Genomic DNA, 21,709 nt, shown 5'->3' with positions numbered 1-21,709 from the left:
CACAGCGCCCGGCACGCAGCGCACAGCGAGCAGCGAACAAGTACGCGGCACACGGCACTCGGCACACCGGCATGACCACGAGGAAGGCCAGGGAATTGGCACGGCACAAGGCGCCAGCGCGCAGACGAGAAACGATGATCATCGTGGGCGGAGGCCTCGGCGGCCTCTCCACCGGGTGCTACGCCCAGATGAACGGGTACCGCACCCAGGTCTTCGAGATGCACGAGATCCCCGGCGGCTCCTGCACCGGCTGGGACCGCAGTGACTTCACCTTCGACTGGTGCATCAGCTGGCTGCTCGGCAACGGGCCGGGCAACGAGATGTACCAGATCTGGTTGGAGCTCGGCGCCCTCCAGGGCAAGGAGATGCGGCACTTCGACGTGTTCAACATCGTCCGCGGCCGGGACGGCCGGGCGGTGCACTTCTACTCCGACCCGGACCGGCTGGAGGCCCATCTGCTGGGCATCTCGCCGGCCGACGCGAAGCCGGTCCGGGAGTTCTGCGACGGCATCCGGACGTTCCGCAAGGCGCTGGCGGTCTACCCGTTCCTCAAGCCGGTCGGGCTGATGGGGCGGATCGAGCGCTGGCGGATGCTGGCCTCCTTCCTCCCGTACTTCAACACCATCCGGAAGTCGATCACCGTCCTGATGACCGACTACTCGCAGCGCTTCCAGGACCCGCTGCTGCGCGAGGCGTTCAACTTCATCCTCTACGAGAAGCACCCGGCCTTCCCGGTGCTGCCCTTCTACTTCCAGCTGGCCTCGCACGCCAACCAGGCCGCCGGGGTGCCGGAGGGCGGTTCGCTCGCGCTGGCCCGCTCGATCGAGCAGCGGTACCGGAAGCTCGGCGGCGAGGTGACGTACAACGCCAAGGTCGAGGAGATCCTGGTCGAGGACGACCGGGCGGTGGGCGTCCGGCTGAGCGACGGGCGGGAGTTCCGCTCCGACATCGTGGTCTCCGCCGCCGACGGCCACACCACGGTGATGAAGCTGCTCAAGGGCCGCTATCTGAACGACACCTACCGCAGGCTCTACACCTCGCTGATCGACGAGCCGGGTCAGTTGTCGCCCGGCTACGTCGCGCTCTTCCTGGGCCTGCGCCGGCCCTTCCCGGAGGGCGACCCGTGCACCACCTACCTGCTGGACGAGCAGCGGGCCGCCGAGCTCACCGGCATCCGCTGCCCGAGCATGAACGTGCAGTTCCGCACCCGGCACTACCCGGAGCTGGCGCCACGGGAGTCCACCGTGGTGTTCGCCACCTACTTCTCCGACATCGACCCCTGGCGGGCGCTGCACGACGGTCCGGAGCAGTCCTCCCGGGTGCGGCGCGGCGAGGAACTGCACACCCTGCCGGTCAAGCACGGCCGGGAGTACATGGCGGCCAAGCGCAAGGTCCGCAACGGCATCGTGGCCTTCCTGGACGAGCGCTTCCCCGGTTTCAAGAGCGCCGTCGCGGTGGCGGACGTCTCGACCCCGCTCACCCAGGTCCGCTACACCGGGGTCTACGACGGGACGTTCCCGGGCTGGAACCCCTTCGTCGAGGGCAGCGAGACGGTGGAGGAGGAGATCAAGAAGAACGGTCCGGTGCTCCCCGGGCTCTCCGACTTCTACCTCTCCGGCGTCTGGGCCACCATCGGCGGCCTGATCCGGGCGGCCGCCGCCGGCCGGCACGTGATGCAGTTCATCTGCCGGGACGACGGGCGGGAGTTCCGCGCCGAGATCGACCTGAGCGCGCCGCCGCCCACCCATCTGATCCTCCCCGTCGGCCGGCCGCCGAAGCAGCAGACCGGGCCGGTCGAGGAGATCCCGTCCACCAGTACCGTTTCGACAGGGGCCCTGGCATGAAGATCGAGAAGTGGGTGGTCCGCGAGCACCTCGACGGGGTGCCGGACGTCAACCGGATCTACCGGAAGGTGGTCGAGGAGGTCGACGTCAGCCTCCGGCCCGACGAGATGCTCTTCCGGACCAGGTACGTCTCGGTCGACCCGTACCAGAACGGCCTCGCGCTGGAGACGCCGATCGGCCACCACATGGGCGCGGACTCGATCATGGAGGTGCTGGAGGCCGGTCCGGAGGCGGCCTTCCAGGTCGGCGACCTCGTCCAGGGCTTCGGCGGCTGGCGCAGCCACGTCGTCCACAACGGCGTCGAGGAGCTGTGGAAGACCGGCGTCTTCCCGATGCTCTTCCCCGCCTACCGCCGGCTCGACCCGGCCCGGTACGACGAGCGGCTGCCGCTCTCCACGGCGCTCGGCGTCATGGGCGCGCCCGGGATGACGGCCTGGGGCACGCTGACGAAGTTCCTGGAGGTGCGGCCGGGCGACACCGTGGTGATCAGCGGTGCCTCCGGCGCGATCGGCACCCTGGTGGGCCAGTTGGCCAGGCGCGCGGGCGCCGGCCGGGTGGTCGGCACCACCGCCTCGGCGGGCAAGGCCGCGTACCTGAAGGAGCTCGGCTTCGACGACGTGGTGCTCTACGACCAGGCGGACGACGCCGAGAAGGTCCGCGCGGCGCTGCTGCTCGCCGCCCCGGACGGGGTCGACCGCTACTTCGACAACCTCGGCGGCAGCGTCACCGACGCGGTGTTCACCATGCTCAACGTGGACAGCCGGGTGGCGGTCTGCTGGCAGTGGGCGACCACGGTGAACGGTGAGCTGACCGGGCCCCGGCTGCTGCCGTACATCATGTTCCCGCGCACCACCATCCGCGGGATCTTCGCCCAGGAGTGGTTCGACGAGCCGCAGTTGACGGCGATGCACGCGGACCTCGGCGAGCTGGTCCGGCGCGGCGAGATCCGCTACCACGAGACCGTGCACAAGGGCTTCGACGAGATCCCGAAGGCCTACCGGAGCCTCTACGTCGACCGGGAGGCGAACCGGGGCAAGGTGCTGGTCGAGGTGTGAGGGCCCCGGCCGGGTGAGCCCCGCCGGGTGAGCCCCACCGGGCTCACCCGGCGATCACTCCGGGGTCACTCGTCGTCGAGGTCCAGGCCGCCCGGGTCGCTGCCGTCCGGGGTGCCGCTGAGCGCGTACCCCTGGCGGCGCGCCTCGTAGCAGGCCACCGTGGCGGCGGCGGAGACGTTGAGCGAGCCGACGCGGCCGAGCTGCGGGACGAACACCACCTGGTCGCAGAGCGCGAGCGCGTCGGGGGTGATGCCGCGGTCCTCGTGGCCCAGCACGAAGGCCACGGCCGGGGTCAGCTCGGCGGCGAACATCGGCACCGCCTCGTCCGCCAGCTCCAGGCCGACCACCTTGAAGCCGTCCGCCTTGGCGGCGGCGACGGCCTCGGCGACGGTGGGGAAGTGCTCCACCTTGAGGTACTTGTCGGTGCCCATCGCGGCCTTCTGGGCGCCGGAGGAGCGGACCGACGGGGTGTCGCCGGTCAGGTACAGCTTCTCCGCGCCCATCGCGGCACCGGTCCGGACGACCGAGCCGACGTTGAACGGCGACTGGAGGTTCTCCAGGATCAGCGCGAGCCGGAACTCGTTGCTGCGCCGCCACTGGCGGTGCAAGCGCTTCAGTTCGGTCCCGCGGAGCTGCTTCACGACGTCGTACCTCGTCCACTCTCGGGGCCCTCGCCCTCCGGGCGGGGCCGCGCTTCCAGAATCCGGAACCCGTTGACCGACGTCACGCGGGTGGTCGGGTAGCCCTGGTCGTTCAGCCACTTCTGCAGCGAGTCCGAGCCCAGGTGCTTCTGGACCACCAGGAACGCCGAGCCGTCCGGGGTGAGCCGGCCGAGCCACTGGTGCAGCAGCCGGCGCAGTTCGCCCTTGCCGACCCGGATCGGCGGGTTGGAGTAGATCGCCGCGAACCGCTGGTCCTCGGGGACGTCCTCCGGCAGCGCGGCCTGCACGTTGCCCAGGCCGAGCGCCTCCGCGTTGAGCCGGACCAGCTCCAGCGCGCGGGTGTTCACGTCCACCGCCCAGACCGGCAGCCGCTTGCGCCTGGTCGCCCAGGTCAGCGCGATCGGGCCGTAGCCGCAGCCGACGTCCAGGATCGGGCCGCGGACCCGGGGCGGCGGCGCGTGCTCCAGCAAGATCCGGGTGCCCGGGTCGAGCCGGCTGCGGGAGAACACACCGGCGTCGGTGGTCAGTTCCAGGGTGACGTCCGGCAGGCTGACCGTGATCGGACGGCGCTCGCTGGCGACCTCGGGTGCACCGGTGAAGTAGTGCGAGCCGGACATGATTTCCCCGTCGTTCGTAAGGGCTTCGGGGCCACCGGGTGGGTGAGGGTAAGCCCTGCTGGTACGGCACTGATCGTACCCCCGGCGGCCGGGCATCCGTTTTGCGCGCCGGTGGCCGGGCAGGCGGGAGGCCGGTCCGCAGGCCGCGGACCGGGACCGGACAACACGCCGAAGGCCCGGTGGCGCATCGCGTCCGGGCGGCCCTCGGCGGATACTTCCAGTACCCCAACGGGCCCCGTGGGAGCCTCCGAGCAGCAAGGACGGACGCCATGCCGCAGAATCACGAGGACTACCTGGACGAGGTCGCCGAGGCGGTCGAGCCGGACGACGAGGCGGACGAGGGCGACGAGTACGACGAGCTGGCCGAGCGGCGGGCGCTCGGCGCCGATCCGGCCACCGAGGTCGCGGACGTCGCCGAGCAGAGCCGGGTCGTCGAGCTCGACGAGGACGAGTACCGGGAGTAGCGGCACCGCGCCCCTGCCGGCGCCACTGCCCCGGCGCCACTGCCCCGGCGCCACAGCGCCCCGCCGCCACAGCGCTCCGCCGCCACAGCGCTCCGCCGCTACGGCGCTTAGGGCGCTCCCCGCCGCTACGGCGGCTACAGCGCCCCGCGCCGTTGCAGCCAGGCGAAGGCCGCCCAGCCCGGGAGCACCGGCAGCACCAGGGTGAGCAGGCGGTAGAGCGCGACGGCCGCCAGCGCGCCGCCCTCCTCCATCGAGGCGGTGTGCTCCAGCAGCGTCACCAGCGCGCTGTCCACGGCGCCGGCCCCGCCCGGGGTCGGCGCCGCGTTGCCGACCGCGTTGCCGATCAGGAAGACCACCGCGACCGAGGCGAAGGCAGGCTCCCGGCCGACCGCCCGGACGCAGCAGTACAGGCAGGCGACCAGACAGAGCGAGACCAGCAGCTGCCCGGTCACGCCGACGGCCAGCCGGCCCGGGCTGCGCAGCAGCTCCAGCAGTCGGGGCAGCACCTCGGAGGTCAGCGGCCGCAGCCGGGCGGCCAGCCAGCGGCGGGCCGGCGGCACGGCGGAGACCCCGGCCAGCAGCACCGCCGCGCCGGCCAGGCCGCTCACCACGGCCGGCAGCGCGTCCAGCTCGGAGCCACCGGGCTCCAGGTCCAGCAGGTAGACGAAGGCACCGAGCTGGAGCAGGTGCAGCACCAGGCCGAAGAGCTGGCCGACGCCGACGCTGGACAGCGCCTGGGCGGTCGGGATGCCGGCCCGCTGGAGGAAGCGGGTGTTCAGGGCGACCCCGCCGACGCCGCCCGGCGAGACCAGCTTGACGAAGGAGCCGGCCAGCTGGGCGAGCACGGCGTGGCGGAAGTCCAGCCGCTCGGGGACGAAGCCGACGAAGCCCATCGCGGCGGTGAAGTGGCTGGCGGCCGCGGTCAGCACGGCGAGGGCCAGCCAGAGCGGGTCGGCGTCGCCCAGCGCGGCGATCGGGTTCTGCTCGGAGGCGAAGAGCTGCGGCAGCAGCAGCCAGCCGGCGACCACGCCGCCGCCCACGGCCAGCAGCGTCCGGGGCCGCAGGCGCTCCACCTTCACCGCTCGGACAGGTGCCTGCGGCTGGGTCCGCAGGACTTCGGCGCGGATCGCGTCCAGCAGCTCGCCGGGCGGCGCGGGCGCGGCCGCCCGGCCGGCGGCGGTCGCCCCGGGAGCGCCGGGAGCGCCGGGAGCGCCGGGGGCTGCCGGGGCGAGGGCGGCGCAGTGCGCCCGGGAGGTCTGCTTGAGCGCGGTCCGGGTGGTGCGGGCCAGGGCGATCGGCTGCAGCAGCGGCAGGGCCGCGCCGACGGCGTCCGGCCCGAGCACCGCCACCGCGCTGCGCACCGACCGCTCGGCACCGACCCGCAGGGCGAGCGTGGTGAGCAGCTGGGCGATGTCGCAGCGCAGCACCAGCTCGCTCGCCGCGATGTCGCCGTCCGCGAGGTCCACCAGGTGCACCGCGCCGGCCCGGTCGACCAGGAGCGAGGAGGGGACGAGGGCCCGGTGCGAGATCTCCCGCCGCTGGAGCAGGGCGAGCTGGGACCAGGCGTCGGCGAGCAGCGGGTCGGTCAGCTCGTCGGTGGCGAGCTGGTCCAGGGTGCGGCCGGGCAGGTACTCGTACGCGACCAGGGCGCTGTCCCGGCCGAGCCCGGCGGTGGCGGCGATCCGACGGGTGCGGACGCCGGCGGCGACGGCGGCGTAGGAGACCAGGGCCTCGTGCTCCAGCCCGGTGCGCAGCGAGCGCAGCGCGCGGGGGTGCGGGGCGGTGCGCAGCCGTAGCCGGCGCCAGGCGCGCTGGACCAGGGCGGCGGTGACGGCCTGCCGGTCGAGCAGCTGGACGTCGAGGTCGGGGCGGCCGGCCTCCTGGCGGACCAGGTAGCGGTCCGGCCCGGCGGGGTGGGCGGCGACGGGGCGCAGGCCCGCCTCGCGCAGGCTCTGCAGGAGCTGGGCGGGCCGGGGCCGGGGGTCGGGGGTGCCGACGGCGTAGAGGGTGCCGTGCGCGGCCGTCCAGCCGAGCAGCAGGCCGAGCAGCAGGGCGGTCGGCGTGGCGTACCCGGCGGCCAGTCCGGCGAGGGCGGAGACCGACAGGACGATCCGGGGGACCCGGTGCTCGCGGGCGGCCGAGGCGGTCATGAAGGCGAAGACGGGGGCGAGGTAGCCGTAGACCGGTTCGGTGTGGGCGAGGCCGGCGCCGGGCAGCGGCTGGGTGAGGGCGGCGACCAGCGAGGCGGGGGCGAGCTCGTCGAGCCCGAGGTCCATGGCGACGCAGGCGCCGTAGGCGAGGACGGCGGCCAGCAGTCCGTCCGAGAGGTGCTGGAGGATGCGCCGGCGGTCGGGCACCGCCGAGAGCAGCCGGCGGACCGCCGACCAGACCGGTACCAGCAGCAGGGCGGCGGTGGAGAGCCCGCCCGCCAGCGCCGACAGCGGGCGGGGCACCAGCCGGGCGGCCTGGGCGACGTCGGCGGCGATACCGCTGGTGGTGGCGCGGGCGTAGTCGGCGAGCAGCAGGGTCAGCGCGATCGTGGCGAGGCCGACGAGCAGCCGGATCAGCGCCACCGGCTGGCGGACCCGGCCGGCGGCGGCGGGGCCGGGCGTGCCGGGCCGGGCCGCCGGTAGGTCCGGCGGGAACGCGGGACCGGCGGGGCCGGGCGCGGCGGCCTGCCCGGGTGCGCCGGGGCGTTCGGGGGTGCCGGCGTGGCGGGGGGCGCCGGCGGGGCCGGGCGCGGCGGCCTGCTCGGGGAGAGCGGTCGGTCCGGGGACGGCGGGCTCGGTGACCCCGGCCTGCCCCGGGGCACGGTCCGGCCCCGGCGTACCGGGGGGCCCGGGCGGGCCGCCCGCCCGGGCACCGCCGGTGTCGCTGTTCGTACTCCCCGCCACGATCGCCACGGTTGGCATGCTCCCACGGCGGCCCGCCGCCCGGTGGGGGAACCCGGGCGGGGCCGCCGACGGCTCAGGCCTGCCGGGTCGGCAGGGCGACCAGGTGGCGGAGGTTGACGTGCCGGGGGCGGGTGACGGTGTAGGCGATCAGGTCGGCGATGTCCTCGGAGGTCATCGCCGGGATCGCGGCGAACATCCCGCCCAGCTGCTCGCGCAGCGCCGGGTTGTCGATGTGCCCGGCCAGCTCGGTGTCGGTCAGCCCGGGCTCGACGGTGCTGACCCGGACGTCGCGCGGGCCCAGCTCGGTGCGGAGCGCGGCGGAGAGCTGGGTGACGGCGGCCTTGGTGGCCCCGTACACGGCGTAGTCGGGGAAGACGACGTGCGAGGCGATGGAGGAGACGTTGACGAGGTCGGCGGTGCGGCCCTCGCCGGCGGCCGCGGTGAGGTCCGCGGTGAAGGCGCGCAGGATCCGCAGCACACCGGTGAGGTTGGTGTCGATCATGCGGGTCCACTCGTCGAGCCGGCCGTCGGCGACGGGGTTGGGCAGCATCACGCCCGCGTTGTTGACGACCAGGTCGACCGCGCCGTAGGCGTCGTGGACGGCCTTGACGGCGGCGTCCACCGAGGCCTGGTCGGTGAGGTCGGTGGTGACGGCGAGCGCCTGGCCGCCGGCCGAGGCGATCTCGGCGGCGAGCGCGTCCAGCCGCTCCGTGCGGCGGGCCAGCAGGGCGACCCGGGCGCCGCCCGCGGCGAGCAGGCGGGCGGTGGCCTCACCGATGCCGCTGGCGGCTCCGGTGACGACGGCGGTACGGGTGGCCAGGGCGGCGTAGCTCATGAGGTCCTGCCTTCGTGGTCCTTGCGGTCGGGCTGACGGGACCACTCTGCGCGGGCCCGGGCGGGCCATCCAGGGCCACCGATGTCCTGGGAAAGCGCAGCCCGGGGACAGCCTTTCCCGGGACCGCGGTTCCTGGTACCGCCTTTCCTGGGTAAGGCCGTACCACCCTCGCGGCGCGCGGCCGCGGCTACGCTGCGGGCATGGAGAACACCGTCGGGGACTTCCTCCGCTCGCGCCGGGCCCGGATCCAGCCCGAGGAGGTGGGCCTGCCCTCGCACGGCCGCCGCCGGGTGCAGGGCCTGCGCCGCGAGGAGGTCGCGCAGCTCGCCGGGGTCAGCGTCGACTACTACGTCCGGCTGGAGCAGGGCCGGGGCGGCAGCGCCTCCGACGCGGTACTGGCCGCGGTGGCCCGGGTGTTGCGGCTGGACGACGTGGAGGCCGCGCACCTGCGCGCTCTGGCCCGCCCGGCGCGCCCGGCCACGACGGCCGGCGGCGGGCGGGCGGTCCGCGAAGGCACCCGGCTGCTGCTGGACCTGATGGCCGGGGTGCCGGCCTTCGTCCTCGGCCGCCGGATGGACGTGCTCGCCTGGAACGCCCTCGGTGACGCGGTGCAGGGCTACTCGGCCACCCCGCCGGACCGGCGCAACGCCGCCCGGTACGCCTTCCTCGATCCGGCGGCGCGGGAGTTCTACCCGCAGTGGGACGCGGTGGCGGCCGAGACGGTCGCCTATCTGCGGCTGGACGCCGGCCGGCACCCCGAGGACGCCAAGCTGGCCGCACTGGTGGGCGAACTCTCCGTGCGCAGCGAGGATTTCCGTCGGCTCTGGGCGGACCACCTGGTGAAGCAGAAGACCCACGGCGTCAAGCTGATCCACCATCCGCTGGTCGGCGAACTCGACTTCGGCTACGAGACCTTGAGCGTCAACGGCTCGCCCGACCAGCTGCTGGTCGCCTACACCGCCCCGCCCGGCTCGCCGACCGCGCAGAAGCTCGCGATGCTGGCGAGCTGGACGGCCCCGGGGGCGCGGGTCCCCGCGGAGTGAGCCTGCCGTGTGACGCGGGCCCGCGTCACACGGCGTGGCCGCCGTACGGCCGGGCAGCAGACGGCCGGGCGGGAGACGGCTCGGGCTGGAGACGGCCCGGTGCGGCCCGGCTCGGGCGTGTCTTGGGCGACGGCCCGGGGCTGCCGTCACTACTCTGCGTGCATGAGCTCCTGCGAAGACCTCGCCACGGCACCCCAGGACATCGCGCCCCTGCCGCCGCCCGACGGCTGCGCCGACTGCCTGGCCGCGGGCAACCGGGACTGGGTGCACCTGCGGCTCTGCCTGGACTGCGGGCACATCGGCTGCTGCGACTTCTCACCGGGGAAGCACGCCACCGCGCACTTCCACAACAGCTCCCACCCGGTGATCCGCTCGTACGAGCCGGGGGAGGACTGGCGCTGGTGCTTCGTCCACGAGGTCATGGGCTGAGCCCCACCGCCCCCGCCCCGCCCGTACCGGCACCGCCCCACCACCCCCGCCCCACCGCCCCCGCCCCGCCCCTACCGGCACCGCCCCGCCGGCACCGGCTCGCACGGACGTCGCCGGCCGTCCGGATGTGTAATCCTGCCCAATCCCGGACATAACGCCCGTGCGGCCCTCCCGGTCGACGCCCCTCGTGGGCCGGTGACCGCCGAAGGGAGGTCGACGATGACCAAGCGAACGCCGAGCGGCACCGACAAGCTCCGCCGGGGCACCCAGGAGCTGCTGGAGCGCCGGGGCATGGCGATGACCCCGAAGCCGCTCCCCCCGAGGCTCGGCACCCGTGCCCCGTCCGCCGCCGGGTCCGGCTCCGACGGGGCCTTCCGGCACGGCGGCCGGGACGTCGGGACGACGGCCATGCACTCCGCCCCCGCGATGCACGCCGAACTCAAGGGCCACCGCCACCGCGGCGCGGAGAAGCACTCCGCGCACTGAGCGGGACGCCTTTCGCCAGGGGGCGGGCGCCGAATGCGGCGCCCGCCCCCTGACGTGTGCCCGGGAGCGTCCCCGAACCGTCTCGGGGTCGCCTCCGGGGCAGCTGGGGGCCCGTCCCGGATGGCCGGTGTGCCGCGCTCCCGAAGACTCGTTCCCGGGTGGACCGCCACCCGCTGGGAGAGCGTCACCCGCCGGACGAGCCGCACTTGGAGCGCAAACCGATGAAGACCCCCGTACGCGACCGCCGTTGGAACACCCTCGCCGTCTCCGGCGCGCTGCTGGTGGCCGCCGTCGCGGGCATCGCGACGCCCGCCCTGGCGGCCGACCGTCCGACGGACAGCGCGAGTTCGGCCGCCGCCGTCCGTCTGGCCGGGCCGCCGGACGGCGCGGCACTGGCGCGGACGCTCGCCGACCTGCCGACCGGGGGCGTCACCGGCGCGCTGGTCCGGGTCGGCGGCCGGGGCGGTCAGTGGTCCGGCACGGCGGGGGCCGGGGTGTCGGCGGACGCCCGCTTCCGGATCGGCAGCATCTCCAAGGTCTTCACCGCCACCGTGGTGCTCCAGCTCGCCGCCGAGCGGCGGATCGACCTGGACGGCACCGTCCAGCACTACCTGCCGGGGCTGCTGCCGGCCTCCTACCCGCCGGTCACCGTGGGCCAGTTGCTCGACCACACCAGCGGGCTGCCGGGCGGCGGCGGTCTGACCTCGGGGGACGGCACGGAGAGCTGGTTCGCCGCGCACAAGGCCGACTCCTGGACGCCCGCCCAGGTGGTCGCGGACGCCGTCGCGCAGCCGATGGGCTTCGCGCCGGGCACCGCGCAGCAGTACAACGGCATCAACACCTTCATCGCCGGGATGCTGGTCGAGAAGGTCACCGGCCGGACCTTCGCCCGCGAGGTGCAGACCAGGATCGCCCGGCCGCTGGGCCTGCGCGACACCGTCGTCCCGGACCGCGACGACCTCGCGCTGCCCGCCCCGCACGCTCCCGCGTGGGTGGACGTCACCGGCCCGGACGGCGTCCGGCAGCGGGTGGACGTGACCGGGCAGAGCCCCTGGCCGTGGGCGGAGGGCGGCATGGTCTCCTCGGCCGCCGACCTGGACCGCTTCATGACGGCGCTGCTGCGCGGCCGGCTGCTGCCGCCCGCCCAGCAGGCCGAGCTGTTCGACGTGCCGGACGTGCCCAACCACCGGAACAAGAACTGCGAGATCGGTCCGACCGCCGGTCACGCCTGCTTCAGCAAGGGCCTGATGAGCGCCACCCTGCCCAACGGCGTCCAGGTCTGGGGCAAGACCGGCTCCCGGCCCGGGTACACCAGCGGGGTGTTCGCCACCAAGGACCTCGGCCGCAAGGTGGTCTACTCGATCAACCCGACCGGTCTGTCCGGTGCGGAGTTCCCGAAGGTCTGGCAGATCGTGACCACCTCCTTCGACTCGGCCCAGGAGTACCCGAAGGCGGGGTGACCGGAAGGGGGGCGGCCCGGGTTGTCAGTGCCCTGCGGTACGTTCACCGTGATCACTGGCGAGGCGAGGACACGGGGGCGCGCGATGGCCGACCTGATGACGGGCGAGCCGGTCGAGCCGGTCGAGCTCCAGCTGGAGCGGTACCGGACGGAGCTGACCGGCTACTGCTACCGCATGCTCGGCTCGGTCTTCGAGGCCGAGGACGCGGTGCAGGAGACGATGGTCCGCGCCTGGCGCGGCCACCGGGGCTTCGAGGGCCGGTCCGCGCTGCGCTCCTGGCTGTACCGTATCGCCACCAACGTCTGCCTGGACGCGCTGAACGGCCGCAACGGCCGGGCCCGTCCGATGGACCTCACCGGGCCGTCCACCGTGGCCACCGCCACCGAGGCGCAACTGCCCGAGGTGACGTGGATCGGGCCGGCGCCGGACGGCCGGATCCTGCCCGAGACGGGGGACCCGGCCGAGGTGGCCGCCCAGCGCGACTCCGTGCGGCTGGCGTTCGTGTCGGTGCTGCAGCGGCTCGCGCCCCGGCAGCGGGCGGTGCTGATCCTGCGGGAGGTGCTGGGCTGGAAGGCGGCCGAGGTCGCCGAGCTGCTCGGGGTCACCGTCGCCTCGGTCAACAGCGCGCTCCAGCGGGCCCGGGCGGTGCTCGCGGCGGACGCCTCGGCCGCCCGTCCGGCGCCCGCGCTGGACGACGACCACCGCGCGCTGCTGGCCCGCTACGTCAGCGCCTTCGAGGCGTACGACATGGACGGGCTGGCCGCGCTGCTGCACGAGGACGTCACGCTCAACATGCCGCCGTACGAGCTGTGGCTGACCGGGCACGCCGACATCCGCGAGTGGATGCTGGGCCCCGGCCACGGGTGCCGGGGTTCGCGGCTCGTTCCGGTGGAGGCCAACGGCAGTCCGGCGTTCGGCCAGTACCGGCCGAGCCCGGCGGGCGGGCACGAGCCGTGGGCGCTGATCGTGCTGGAGGTGTCAGCGGGCCGGATCACCGGTCTCACCAACTTCCTGGACACCGACACGCTCTTCCCGCTCTTCGGTCTCCCGCCCCGGCTGGACGGGTAGCGCCCCGGCGACCGGCAGGGCGCCGGCCAGGCCGCTGAACGCGAGTAGCTCCCGCAGGGGGCCGCTCGCGTTCAGCAGTACCACCCGCACACCGTGGCGCCCGGCGGCGAGCCGGAGCCGGGCGAGGGCGTCGACCACCGCCAGGTCGGGGGTGGTGAGGGCGCCGACGTCGCAGGTCAGCGTTGGGCGGGTGAGGGGTTCGCGGTGGGTGTGGTGAGGGCTGTTCGGGTGAGTGTCCATGCAGGGCAGACCGTGCGGGCGGTCCCGGCTCATCGGCCTGCGGCGAGGTTCCTGGAGCAGGCGGCGGCGGAGTCTCTCGGAGAAGTTCGGAAAAGTCTCCGGTGGAGCGATGAGTTCCGCTGCCGGCCCCGGTCTACCCCTGTGAAAGCGACGCACCGCGGAAGCGGCGCACCGCACCGCACCACGACCACGACCACGACCACGGAGGACACACCATGAGCGAGAACCTCGGCGAGCTGACCATCACCCGCGAGCTGCCCGCCACCCCGGCGGTGGTCTTCCGGGCGTACACCGAGCCGGAGCGGTTCGTCCGCTTCTGGGGCCCGGTCGGCACCCACGTCCCGCTGGACACCGTGACCATCGAGCCGAAGGTCGGCGGGCGCTACGACAGCACCATGGTCATCGACGCGACCGGGGAGCGCTATCCGCTGCGGGGCGAGATCACCGACATCCGGCCCGGAGAGCTGCTGGCCTTCCAGGAGGAGGGCGTCGGGCTGCGCTCCAGCCTCACCCTCACGGACCTCGGCGACGGCCGGACCGAGGCCGTCCTGCACCAGACCGACGCACCGGACTTCTACTGCGGTCCGGAGGCGCGGGCGGGCCTCAACTCCAGCTTCGACCGCCTGGTCGAGTACCTCCTGGGCCAGGCCTGACCGGCCGGGCGCGGGGAGCGGCAGTAGTGGCAGAGTGGGGCGCAGTGATCCCCGCGCCGTAGGAGGCCCGCTGTGTCGGCTGAGCCCTTGAAGTCCCGCGAAGAGTGGCTGGCGTCGCTGCCGCGGATCTACGCGGCAGCCGGCGGCGTGCTGCGGGACGAGTCCGGCCGGATCCTGATCGTGAAGGCCGGGTACCGGGAGCACTGGCAGTTCCCGGGCGGCACGATCGACCGCGGCGAGGGTCCGGTCGCGTGCGCCGAGCGGGAGCTGACCGAGGAGACCGGGCTGGTCCGCCCGGCCGGCGAGCTGCTCGTCATCTCCTGGACCCACCCCTCCGACGAACTCGACCACCCGGCCGAGCACTTCCTGTTCGACTTCGGCACCGTCCCGGACGGCACCCCCGTGACCGTCCCGGCCGGTGAACTGGACGACCACCGCTGGGCGACCGATCAGGAGGCGCTCGAACTCCTCGGTCCGGCCCGTTCGTTGCGCCTTCGGGCGGCGATGGAGGCGGCTGCCGACGGGCGGGTGCGGATCATCTCCACGCCCATCTCCGGCTTCTGAGCGGTCGGGGGCCCCGGCGGGCCGGAGCCCCCGACGGGCGGGTCACTCCGGCGAGCCGGTGGTCGCCGCGATGAGGGCCGTGACGGCCTCCGAGGTGAAGTTCTCGACCTCGGCCTTGTCCACACCGAGGTCGGCCAGCGGTCCGGTGCCGTCGGCCTGCTCCAGCAGCGCCAGCAGGATGTGTTCCGTGCCGACGTAGTTGTGGCCCAGCTTGAGCGCCTCCCGGAACGTCAGCTCCAGCACCTTCTTGCCCTCGGTGTCGTAGGGGATGAGCCCGGGCACCTCCTCGACGGCGGCCGGCAGGGCGGCGGTGGAGGCCTCCCGGACGGCTGCCGGGGTGACGCCCTGGGCGGCCAGCGCCTTGACCGCCAGGCCCTCCGGCTCGACCAGCAGGCCGAGCAGCAGGTGCACGGTGCCGATCTCGGCGTTGCCCGCCGTCCGGGCCTCCTCCTGGGAGGCCATCACGACGTGCCGGGCCCGGGGGGTGAAGCGGCTGAAGCCCTGGCTCGGGTCGAGGTCCGAGGGCGCGCCCGGGTCCTTGGGGACGAACCGCTTCTGGGCGGCCTGCTTGCTGACGCCCATGCTGCGGCCGATGTCGGTCCAGGACGCGCCGGAGCGGCGGGCCTGGTCGACGAAGTGGCCGATGAGGTGGTCGGCCAGCTCGCCGAGGGCGTCGGCGGCGATGACCGCGTCGGAGAGCTGGTCCAGCGCGTCGGAGTGGACCTTCTTGATCGCGTCGATCAGGTCGTCGAGGCGCATCGGTGTGGTCTTGGGAACAACGGGATTCTCCATGCGTCAACCGTAGGTTGTCGACCCGACGGTCGTCAACCATCGGTTGACGATTGAGTGAGTTGGCCCCGACCGGCCCCGCTCAGCCGGACTTCTCCCAGACGTACGCGGCCGAGACCGGGTGGCTGCGGTACTTCTCCCACTTGGGCTTCAGGGCGATCCACGCGTCGTCGACCACCGCCTCGGCCATCTCGGCCAGCCGCCAGCCGGCCGCCAGGCCGGCGCTCAGGTGGTCGGAGACCAGGTGGACGTGGGTGGTGATGGCGACGTCGGCACCGGCGGCGCTCGTGAAGTGGGTCGGCATGCCGGCCGCCATGATGAAGTACGGGTGCAGGCCGACCAGGACGCAGCGCCCGCCCGGGCGGGCCAGCCGGAAGGCCTCCCGGTAGAGCGGGCCGAGGTCGGCCAGGTGCTCGTCGATCAGCGAGGAGATCACCAGGTCGTAGCCGCCGCCGGGCAGTCCGGTGGCGGCGACGTCGGCCTCGGTCAGGGTGTCGTGGACGGCCTTGCCCTTGGCGACCGCCAGCATCTCGGGGGTGAGGTCCACGCCGTCCAGGACCAGGCCGTCGGCGGCCTTCCCGCGCAGCCAGGCGCCGGTGCGCCCGGTGCCGCAGCCGAGGTCGGCCGCGCGGGTCACCTCCGCCCAGTCGGGGGTCGCGAGCCGCTCCAGCACCGCGAGGTCCATGGCGTCCTCGACCGTTCTCTCGTACGTCTCCACCCACTGGGCGTAGCCCGTACGGACGTCCACGGTCGGGTAGTTGCGGGTGTCGAAGTCGGAGAAGCGCACCATGGCGCGAGTATCTCCGCCCGGGGCGAACGACCGCGAACGATTTACCGCACCCGCTCCGCGCACCCCGCTCCGCGCACCCCGCTCCGCGCACCCCGCTCCGCGCACCCCGCTCCGCGCACCCCGCTCCGCGCACCCCGCTCCGCGCACCCCGCACCCGCGGCCCGCACCCGCGGCCCGCACCCGCGGCCCGCACCCGCGGCCCGCCCGCCCCTGCCCGCCCCGCCCACCCCGTGCGTTCAGAGGGACAGCTTGAACCCGTCGTGGCTGCGCGCGAAGCCCAGTGAGGCGTAGAAGCGGTGCGCCTCGGTGCGGCGCTTGTGGCTGGTGAGCTGGACCAGCGTGCAGCCGCGCCCGCGCGCCCGCTCGACGGCCCGGGTCAGCAGGTCCCGCCCGAGGCCGCCGCCCCGGCGGTCCGCGCGCACCCGGACGGCCTCGATCAGGGCGCGCTCCTCGCCGCGTCGGCCGAGACCGGGGATGTAGGTGAGCTGGAGGCAGCCGAGCACCGTCCCGTCGCCCTCGTCGAGCACCAGCAACTCGTTGCGGGCGTCCATGTCCACCGCGGCGAACGCGCGGGCGTAGGCTTCGTCGACCTGCACGGTGGCGGGGTCGGTCACCCCGTCCTCGTCGGTGAGCAGCGCGATGACGGCGGGCAGGTCCTGGCGGGTCGCGGTTCGGAGGATCACGCCCGGAGTCTGCCAGAGCGGACGGCGGCGACGACCCTGGGAGGGGCATGCGCATAGTCACGCTTCCGGAGACCGCCGTGCCGGACGAACTCAAGCTCCAGGTGGCCGGGTTGCAGGAGCAGGCCTGGCCAGGGCCGCCGGCGCCGTCCACCGCTCCGGTGCACGACCCGGCGCTGCGCCCGGTGTCGATGCTGCTGCTGGACGGCGGCCGGGTGGTCGCCGCGCTCGACGTGCTCTCCAAGCGGCTGGAGCACGCCGGGCGGACGTACGCGGCGTGCGGGCTGAGCGCCGTGGTCACCGACCGGGTGGAGCGCGGCCGCGGGTACGGGCGCCGGCTGGTCGCGGCCGCCCGCGCCCTCGTCGAGGAGGGCGGCGCGGACCTCGGGCTCTTCACCTGCGACCGGGTGCTCCGGCACTTCTACGAAGGGGCCGGCTGGGAGTTGCTGCCGGGCGCGGTGCTGGTCGGCGGGACGCCCGAACTGCCGTTCCCCAGCGACCGGGAGGGCTTCGACAAGGTGACCATGGCGGGCTTCTTCACGGAGCGCGCCCGCCGGCACCGGGCGGATTTCCCGGGCAGTCGGATCGCCCTCCACCCGGGTGAGATCGACCGGCTCTGGTAGCGGAGCTGACGTAGCGGACGGAGCGTCAGATCGTGTGGTCGGGGCGGGAGTCCAGCAGGCGGGAGCGGACGGCGGCGAGGTCCGCCGGGTCGACGCCGGCGGCCAGCAGGTAGCCGGCCGGGTCGAAGCCCTCCAGGGTGGCGTGGAGGGCGGCCTCGGCGGTGGTGCCGGCCTCGGCGAGCACCGTGTCGATCCGGCGGTACTGGTCCGGCAGGCCGAGCATGCCGTACAGCGGGCGGACGTTGGCCGCGCTGAGCAGGTAGTCGGCGACGATCTCGGACGGCTCGACGCCCGCGAGGGCGAGCAGCAGCAGGGCGGCGAGGCCGGTGCGGTCACGACCGGCGCCGCAGTGCACGACCAGCCCGCCGGGCCGGGCGCCCGCCACGGTGGCGACCAGTTCGGCGGCGGCGCGCGGGCAGTGGTCGAGGTAGGGGCGGAGGGCGAGCGGGGTGCCGTCCAGTCGTCCGTACCGCTCCCACCAGGCGGGGCCGGCGAGTTCGTCCAGTGGGACGCGGACCAGCTGGACGTCCTCGGGGAGCGGGAGGAGCGGGCGGTACTCCTCGATGTTGCGCAGGTCGACGACGGTGCGTATGCCGTGGTCGAGCAGGGTGTCCCAGCCCTCGGCGGTGAGGCGGTCGAGGTTGTCGGCCCGGACGATCGCGCGGTGGGCGGTGCGGGTGCCGTCGCCGGTGCGCAGGCCGCCGAGGTCGCGGACGTTGAGGCAACCGTCCCAGTCGAGCGTGCGGTCCTCGGTGGTGGTCAGCGCGTGCGTCCGGCTCATCAGGATCCCCGTTCCTCGCCGGGGGTCCGTTACCCCCTCGTTATATGGACTCCGGAGCCGTCCCGATGGTTCCTCTGCCGTGCGGCAGGCCGTCGGGGGCGGGCGGGGTGGAGCGGGTCGGACGGGTGGTGCGGGTGCGGTGGATCATGGAGGTCAACGTGCTTGCGGTGCGCGGCGGTTGGTGGTTCAGAGGCCGGTCGGCTCGGCGGCCTCGGCGCGGACCAGCTTCTCCATCGGGTCTGCGGCACGGTGGCCGAGCACCGAGCCGGCCGCGATCGCGCCGATCAGGAAGGCGGTGGACAGCCAGGCCATGGTCGAGACCGGCAGGGTGAAGGCGCCGACCACCCGGGCCACGCACTCGGTCAGCAGGGCGGTGCCCCAGATGCCGGAGAAGAGCCGCTCGTAGCGGCGGAAGGAGCGCGAGCGGGCCGCCCGGCCGTCGGCCAGCCGCTGCCAGGCGGCGGAGCGGGCCCGGTCGCCCTTGGTCAGGAAGGGCATCAGCATCGGCGACATCATCGGCCGGCCGAGGAAGACGGAGACCAGGATCGCCAGTGCGAGGGAGCCGCTGAGCGCGCCGTCCTTGGCGAGCATCAACCGCGCGTCGCCGGTCACGGTGGTGAGCGCCAGACCGATCACGTTCACGCCGAGCATCATCGAGGCCCACAGGTTGACCTTCCGCTCGCGGACCAGGCCGACGACCGTCCGGACGGCCGGGACGGCGCCGCTCCAGGCGAGGGCGGCGAACTGGCTCATCCCGAACGCGGAGTGCAGCAGGTAGTAGCCGGCCAGCGGGGTCACGACGTCCAGCGCGAGCGGGCGGAGCGTGGCGGCCAGCGGGTTCGGGGCCTTGGCGGCGGCGGTCCCGGCGGTGGTGGCGGTGGCGGTGGCGGTGGCGGTGGTGGCGGTCTGGCTCATGGTGGGCTCTCCCCTGACTGGTGCTCGGCCTGCGGGCCGGTGCCCGCGTCGTGCCTCCAGTCTCCCGAGCCGACCCTGCGTCAGAGCAGTGTCGTCCGTTGCGGGATCCGCATGACAGTTGTCACGACGCGCACCATGACAGCGCCGTTGACCTGCGCGTTCAGCCGGTGGGCGGGCGATGTGCCAGAGCGGTCGGCCGGGGGTGTCCACGCAGCGCACCGTGCGGAAGCGCTCGTCCCCGACGGAGAGGAACCCGCGGGCGACGCCCTGGAGGACGGTCCGCGCGACCGCGTCCGCCCCGGTCCGCGCGACCGTGTCCGCCCCGGACCACGCGACGGTGTCCGCCCCGGTCCACGCGCCGGTCAGGACGAGCTCCTCGTCGACCAGCTCGGCGCGCTGGATCCGCGCCACCGAGGCGGCCGGCAGGACGGCGTTGACCTGCTTCAGCCCGGGCGGTGTCCAGAGACAGGTCTCGCCGGTGCCGGTGCGGTCCCGCTCGGCCCGGCGCCGCAGATCGGGCAGGCCGTAGTGGTCGACGGCGGCGATCGAGTCGTCCAGCGCGACCCGCCGGCGCGGTCCCTGCCGCACCTCCCACCAGACGTCCTCGCCGACCGGCAGCACCTCGCCGATCCGGGCCCGCCAGGTCTCGATGCCGGTCTCCGCCGGGGCGTGCCGGAGGGCAGGGGCGGCGTAGACGGTGGCCCGCGAGCGGGGGGAGCGGGAGCGCGGGAGCACGTCGTGGAGGGCCGGGCGGGTCGGACGGGCGGCGCGAATGGCGCATGATGTGGCGGGTGCAGAGTGCAGAGCGCCCCGGAGCGGGCACCGACAACCCCGTCGGCCGGTCCGGACCGGCACCGGTGTCCGGCGGCCCCCCGCCCGGCCCGCCGTCCACCGCGTCCGTGGGGCCGCCCGCGGTCCCGCCCGCCGGGCCGGGCACCGCCGTCGACCTGTCCGAGGCCGTGCGGGCGGCGCAGGACGGGGACGAGGAGGCGTTCCGGCTGCTGTTCCGGAGCGTCCAGCCGGGCCTGCTCCGCTACCTCCGGGTGCTCGTCGGCGGCCGGCCCGAGGACGCGCAGGACGCCGAGGACATCGCCTCCGAGGCCTGGCTGCAGATCGCCCGCGACCTGCGGACCTTCTCCGGCGACGGGGACGGGTTCCGCGGCTGGGCCGCCACCATCGCCCGCAACCGCGCGCTGGACCACCTGCGCGCCCGCCGTCGCCGCCCGGTCGCCGACCTGCCCTTCGAGTACCTGGCCGAGCTGGCCGCCGGGGACGACACAGCGGGGGCGGCGCTGGCCGCCGTCGGCACGGCGGACGCGCTGGCCCTGATCTCCCGGCTGCCGCGTGACCAGGCCGAGGCGGTGCTGCTGCGGGTGGTGATGGAGCTGGACGCGGAGAGCGCCGCCCGGGTGCTCGGCAAGAAGTCCGGCAGCGTCCGGATGGCCGCGCACCGGGGGCTGAAGCGGCTGGCCAAGCTGCTGGAGCAGCCCCTCGCGGCGGGTGTGGGAATTCCGGCGCACCGGCCGGCGACCGGGCCGTCCGGGCAGCCGGCCCGGCCAACGGCAGGGCCTGCCGGACCGGCCGGGGCGGGGGGTGCCGGAAGAGGCGTCGGACAGAGCGCGGAGGACGGCAGGAAAAGAGTTCCTCCGCAGGGTGTGACAGAACGCAGGGCCGCGACGCTGAAGGACATGAGATGAGCACCAACCGATCCCGTCGGATCGACCGTGACACGGCCGAGCAGTTGCTCGGCGGTGCCGTGGGCGGCCCGTCGGCCGGGCAGGACGCCTCGCTCACCGGACCGGATGCCAGTACCGGGCGTACGGGGGTTGCCCACGTGTTGGCCGCCGCCGCCGCCCCAGCGGTGGCGGATGAGCTGGCCGGTGAGGAGGCCGCCCTGGCCGCGTTCCGGGAGGCCCGTCTCGCGCCCGTCCCCGCTGTTCCCGCTCCATCCGCACCCGTCCGGAGACGATCGATGGCAACCGCCGCGCTGGCCAGGGCCTTCAGCACGAAGGCTGTTGCCGTCGTGCTCGGAGCCACTGCGCTCGGCGGTGTGGCGGTCGCGGCCGGGACGGGCAACCTTCCGTCAGCGCTCGGCGGCGGTTCCGAGGAGCCGAGGCCTTCGCTGCTGGCGCCCGCCACGGCCTCCTCCGCCCCGGTCGCCTCGTCCGCCGCGGACAGCGGTTCGTCCACGCGCCGGCCCTCCACCGGGCCGTCCACCACCGGACCGTCCACCACCGGACCGTCCACCGTCGGGCCGTCCGCCGGGACGTCCACCGCCGGTCCGTCCACCGGTGCGGCGAAGCCGCCGTCGCCGGGCGTCTCGCCCTCGGCCTCCACGGAGACCAGGGGCCAGCAGGCCAGGGCCGCGCTGGTGGCGCTCTGCCAGGGCTACACCGACCGGAAGGGCAAGGGCGGGCACCCACGCCCGCTGGTCACGGATCCGCAGTTCGCCGCGCTGGTCGCGGCGGCCGGCGGTCCGGACAAGGTGGACGAGTACTGCGGGGAGGTCCTGCGGCACAAGGACGACGACGACCGTCAGGCCGTCCCGTCCCCGTCCCGCCCCGGCAGCACCGACGGCGGCGGCCGCGACGGCGGAAAGAAGGACGACGGCAAGACCGCCGACGGGAAGAACGGCTCCGGTGGCGGCGGGAGCGGGCCCGGCCCGCTGCCGACCGCGGTGCCGACGCTTCCCGGCGTCCTGCCGAAGCCCGACCGCTCCGGGCAGTCCGCCGACTCCCCTCCGGGGAGGTAACCCCAGAACTCCGGATGGGCGGCGGGCGAAACCCCCCGGGCCCGTCGCTCATCCGGACCGCTCCA

General features: G+C 74.5%; 23 protein-coding genes. 13 read left to right on the top strand and 10 right to left on the bottom strand.

Going from position 1 to position 21,709, the window contains the following annotated elements; translation table 11 throughout:
- Window positions 1–134 precede the first annotated feature (134 nt).
- Together OG618_RS17825 and OG618_RS17820 are read left to right on the top strand one after the other, a co-directional pair.
- Window positions 135–1,844, top strand: coding sequence for a phytoene desaturase family protein (locus tag OG618_RS17825; RefSeq protein ID WP_329488482.1), 1,710 nt, complete (start codon window positions 135–137; stop codon window positions 1,842–1,844).
- Entirely contained in the window at window positions 1,841–2,899 is a 1,059-nt protein-coding gene (locus OG618_RS17820) for an MDR family NADP-dependent oxidoreductase (protein ID WP_329488481.1), read from the top strand. The genes OG618_RS17825 and OG618_RS17820 overlap by 4 nt, the downstream gene beginning before the upstream one ends.
- A gap of 65 nt (window positions 2,900–2,964) precedes the next feature.
- On the opposite strand, the gene OG618_RS17815 is transcribed toward OG618_RS17820, so the two are convergent.
- On the bottom strand, window positions 2,965–3,540 hold the full coding sequence (locus OG618_RS17815; RefSeq protein ID WP_329488480.1) for a TrmH family RNA methyltransferase: 576 nt from the start codon (window positions 3,538–3,540) through the stop codon (window positions 2,965–2,967).
- Complete coding sequence (locus OG618_RS17810; protein WP_329488478.1) at window positions 3,537–4,178, bottom strand: class I SAM-dependent methyltransferase; 642 nt, start codon at window positions 4,176–4,178, stop codon at window positions 3,537–3,539. Before OG618_RS17810 ends, OG618_RS17815 begins: the two co-directional genes overlap by 4 nt.
- 269 nt (window positions 4,179–4,447) lie before the next feature.
- Between OG618_RS17810 and OG618_RS17805 the strand changes: the two genes are divergently transcribed.
- The gene (locus OG618_RS17805) at window positions 4,448–4,642 is read left to right on the top strand and encodes a hypothetical protein (RefSeq protein ID WP_329488477.1); all 195 of its coding nucleotides are present in this window, start codon (window positions 4,448–4,450) and stop codon (window positions 4,640–4,642) included.
- A gap of 134 nt (window positions 4,643–4,776) precedes the next feature.
- On the opposite strand, the gene OG618_RS17800 is transcribed toward OG618_RS17805, so the two are convergent.
- Together OG618_RS17800 and OG618_RS17795 are read right to left on the bottom strand one after the other, a co-directional pair.
- A complete protein-coding gene (locus tag OG618_RS17800; protein ID WP_329488476.1) occupies window positions 4,777–7,545 on the bottom strand; it encodes a lysylphosphatidylglycerol synthase transmembrane domain-containing protein in 2,769 nt (922 codons plus the stop codon).
- Window positions 7,546–7,609: 64 nt separating this feature from the next.
- Entirely contained in the window at window positions 7,610–8,371 is a 762-nt protein-coding gene (locus OG618_RS17795) for an SDR family oxidoreductase (RefSeq protein ID WP_329488474.1), read from the bottom strand.
- Window positions 8,372–8,571: 200 nt separating this feature from the next.
- Here OG618_RS17795 and OG618_RS17790 point away from each other — a divergent pair, with 200 nt between their 5' ends.
- The 5 genes from OG618_RS17790 (at window position 8,572) to OG618_RS17770 (ending at window position 12,857) form a co-directional block, all read left to right on the top strand.
- Window positions 8,572–9,414 carry a helix-turn-helix transcriptional regulator gene (locus OG618_RS17790; protein WP_329488473.1) on the top strand — a complete coding sequence of 281 codons (843 nt, stop codon included), beginning with the start codon at window positions 8,572–8,574 and terminating at the stop codon, window positions 9,412–9,414.
- Window positions 9,415–9,576: 162 nt separating this feature from the next.
- A complete protein-coding gene (locus OG618_RS17785) occupies window positions 9,577–9,843 on the top strand; it encodes a UBP-type zinc finger domain-containing protein (protein WP_329488471.1) in 267 nt (88 codons plus the stop codon).
- A 219-nt stretch (window positions 9,844–10,062) separates the two neighbouring features.
- Window positions 10,063–10,329: a hypothetical protein gene (locus OG618_RS17780; protein ID WP_329488470.1), complete on the top strand. Its 267-nt coding sequence runs from the start codon at window positions 10,063–10,065 to the stop codon at window positions 10,327–10,329.
- A 221-nt stretch (window positions 10,330–10,550) separates the two neighbouring features.
- Entirely contained in the window at window positions 10,551–11,789 is a 1,239-nt protein-coding gene (locus OG618_RS17775) for a serine hydrolase domain-containing protein (RefSeq protein ID WP_329488469.1), read from the top strand.
- 84 nt (window positions 11,790–11,873) lie between these two features.
- Window positions 11,874–12,857, top strand: coding sequence for a sigma-70 family RNA polymerase sigma factor (locus OG618_RS17770; protein ID WP_329488468.1), 984 nt, complete (start codon window positions 11,874–11,876; stop codon window positions 12,855–12,857).
- Here OG618_RS17770 and OG618_RS38035 read toward each other — a convergent pair.
- Window positions 12,768–13,253: an STAS domain-containing protein gene (locus tag OG618_RS38035; RefSeq protein WP_442906813.1), complete on the bottom strand. Its 486-nt coding sequence runs from the start codon at window positions 13,251–13,253 to the stop codon at window positions 12,768–12,770. The genes OG618_RS17770 and OG618_RS38035 overlap by 90 nt on opposite strands.
- 59 nt (window positions 13,254–13,312) lie before the next feature.
- Between OG618_RS38035 and OG618_RS17765 the strand changes: the two genes are divergently transcribed.
- Together OG618_RS17765 and OG618_RS17760 are read left to right on the top strand one after the other, a co-directional pair.
- Complete coding sequence (locus OG618_RS17765) at window positions 13,313–13,750, top strand: SRPBCC family protein (RefSeq protein WP_329488467.1); 438 nt, start codon at window positions 13,313–13,315, stop codon at window positions 13,748–13,750.
- Between the two features lie 72 nt (window positions 13,751–13,822).
- Window positions 13,823–14,314 carry an NUDIX hydrolase gene (locus tag OG618_RS17760; protein WP_329488465.1) on the top strand — a complete coding sequence of 164 codons (492 nt, stop codon included), beginning with the start codon at window positions 13,823–13,825 and terminating at the stop codon, window positions 14,312–14,314.
- Window positions 14,315–14,356: 42 nt separating this feature from the next.
- Here OG618_RS17760 and OG618_RS17755 read toward each other — a convergent pair whose 3' ends face one another.
- The 3 genes from OG618_RS17755 to OG618_RS17745 all read right to left on the bottom strand — a co-directional run bounded on the left by OG618_RS17755 (window position 14,357) and on the right by OG618_RS17745 (window position 16,576).
- Complete coding sequence (locus tag OG618_RS17755; RefSeq protein WP_329488464.1) at window positions 14,357–15,106, bottom strand: Clp protease N-terminal domain-containing protein; 750 nt, start codon at window positions 15,104–15,106, stop codon at window positions 14,357–14,359.
- Window positions 15,107–15,185: 79 nt separating this feature from the next.
- A complete protein-coding gene (locus tag OG618_RS17750; protein WP_329488463.1) occupies window positions 15,186–15,893 on the bottom strand; it encodes a class I SAM-dependent DNA methyltransferase in 708 nt (235 codons plus the stop codon).
- Between the two features lie 236 nt (window positions 15,894–16,129).
- On the bottom strand, window positions 16,130–16,576 hold the full coding sequence (locus OG618_RS17745) for a GNAT family N-acetyltransferase (RefSeq protein ID WP_329488462.1): 447 nt from the start codon (window positions 16,574–16,576) through the stop codon (window positions 16,130–16,132).
- A 47-nt stretch (window positions 16,577–16,623) separates the two neighbouring features.
- Here OG618_RS17745 and OG618_RS17740 point away from each other — a divergent pair, with 47 nt between their 5' ends.
- On the top strand, window positions 16,624–17,196 hold the full coding sequence (locus OG618_RS17740; RefSeq protein WP_329488461.1) for a GNAT family N-acetyltransferase: 573 nt from the start codon (window positions 16,624–16,626) through the stop codon (window positions 17,194–17,196).
- Between the two features lie 25 nt (window positions 17,197–17,221).
- Here OG618_RS17740 and OG618_RS17735 read toward each other — a convergent pair whose 3' ends face one another.
- Window positions 17,222–17,977, bottom strand: a complete 756-nt coding sequence (locus OG618_RS17735; RefSeq protein WP_329488460.1) for a tyrosine-protein phosphatase — start codon at window positions 17,975–17,977, stop codon at window positions 17,222–17,224.
- A gap of 186 nt (window positions 17,978–18,163) precedes the next feature.
- Entirely contained in the window at window positions 18,164–19,627 is a 1,464-nt protein-coding gene (locus OG618_RS17730) for a VC0807 family protein (protein ID WP_329488459.1), read from the bottom strand.
- A gap of 164 nt (window positions 19,628–19,791) precedes the next feature.
- On the opposite strand from OG618_RS17730, the gene OG618_RS17725 reads away from it, so the two are divergent.
- Window positions 19,792–20,589, top strand: a complete 798-nt coding sequence (locus OG618_RS17725; RefSeq protein ID WP_329492155.1) for an RNA polymerase sigma factor — start codon at window positions 19,792–19,794, stop codon at window positions 20,587–20,589.
- On the top strand, window positions 20,586–21,644 hold the full coding sequence (locus OG618_RS17720) for a hypothetical protein (protein ID WP_329488458.1): 1,059 nt from the start codon (window positions 20,586–20,588) through the stop codon (window positions 21,642–21,644). The genes OG618_RS17725 and OG618_RS17720 overlap by 4 nt, the downstream gene beginning before the upstream one ends.
- Window positions 21,645–21,709: the final 65 nt, after the last annotated feature.

Source organism: Kitasatospora sp. NBC_01246 (assembly GCF_036226505.1).
Taxonomy (GTDB): domain Bacteria; phylum Actinomycetota; class Actinomycetes; order Streptomycetales; family Streptomycetaceae; genus Kitasatospora.
The sequence above is the reverse complement of the archived record's forward strand: the minus strand, read 5'-3'. Positions and strand labels throughout refer to the sequence as shown.

Coding starts and splice junctions, on each gene's coding strand:
- OG618_RS17740 (WP_329488461.1), top strand. CDS start 16,624: ATGCGCATAGTCACGCTTCCGGAGACCGCCGTGCCGGACGAACTCAAG.
- OG618_RS17780 (WP_329488470.1), top strand. CDS start 10,063: ATGACCAAGCGAACGCCGAGCGGCACCGACAAGCTCCGCCGGGGCACC.
- OG618_RS17765 (WP_329488467.1), top strand. CDS start 13,313: ATGAGCGAGAACCTCGGCGAGCTGACCATCACCCGCGAGCTGCCCGCC.
- OG618_RS17720 (WP_329488458.1), top strand. CDS start 20,586: ATGAGCACCAACCGATCCCGTCGGATCGACCGTGACACGGCCGAGCAG.
- OG618_RS17770 (WP_329488468.1), top strand. CDS start 11,874: ATGGCCGACCTGATGACGGGCGAGCCGGTCGAGCCGGTCGAGCTCCAG.
- OG618_RS17790 (WP_329488473.1), top strand. CDS start 8,572: ATGGAGAACACCGTCGGGGACTTCCTCCGCTCGCGCCGGGCCCGGATC.
- OG618_RS17750 (WP_329488463.1), bottom strand. CDS start 15,893: ATGGTGCGCTTCTCCGACTTCGACACCCGCAACTACCCGACCGTGGAC.
- OG618_RS17825 (WP_329488482.1), top strand. CDS start 135: ATGATCATCGTGGGCGGAGGCCTCGGCGGCCTCTCCACCGGGTGCTAC.
- OG618_RS17805 (WP_329488477.1), top strand. CDS start 4,448: ATGCCGCAGAATCACGAGGACTACCTGGACGAGGTCGCCGAGGCGGTC.
- OG618_RS17735 (WP_329488460.1), bottom strand. CDS start 17,977: ATGAGCCGGACGCACGCGCTGACCACCACCGAGGACCGCACGCTCGAC.
- OG618_RS17775 (WP_329488469.1), top strand. CDS start 10,551: ATGAAGACCCCCGTACGCGACCGCCGTTGGAACACCCTCGCCGTCTCC.
- OG618_RS17820 (WP_329488481.1), top strand. CDS start 1,841: ATGAAGATCGAGAAGTGGGTGGTCCGCGAGCACCTCGACGGGGTGCCG.
- OG618_RS17755 (WP_329488464.1), bottom strand. CDS start 15,106: ATGGAGAATCCCGTTGTTCCCAAGACCACACCGATGCGCCTCGACGAC.
- OG618_RS17785 (WP_329488471.1), top strand. CDS start 9,577: ATGAGCTCCTGCGAAGACCTCGCCACGGCACCCCAGGACATCGCGCCC.
- OG618_RS17795 (WP_329488474.1), bottom strand. CDS start 8,371: ATGAGCTACGCCGCCCTGGCCACCCGTACCGCCGTCGTCACCGGAGCC.
- OG618_RS17810 (WP_329488478.1), bottom strand. CDS start 4,178: ATGTCCGGCTCGCACTACTTCACCGGTGCACCCGAGGTCGCCAGCGAG.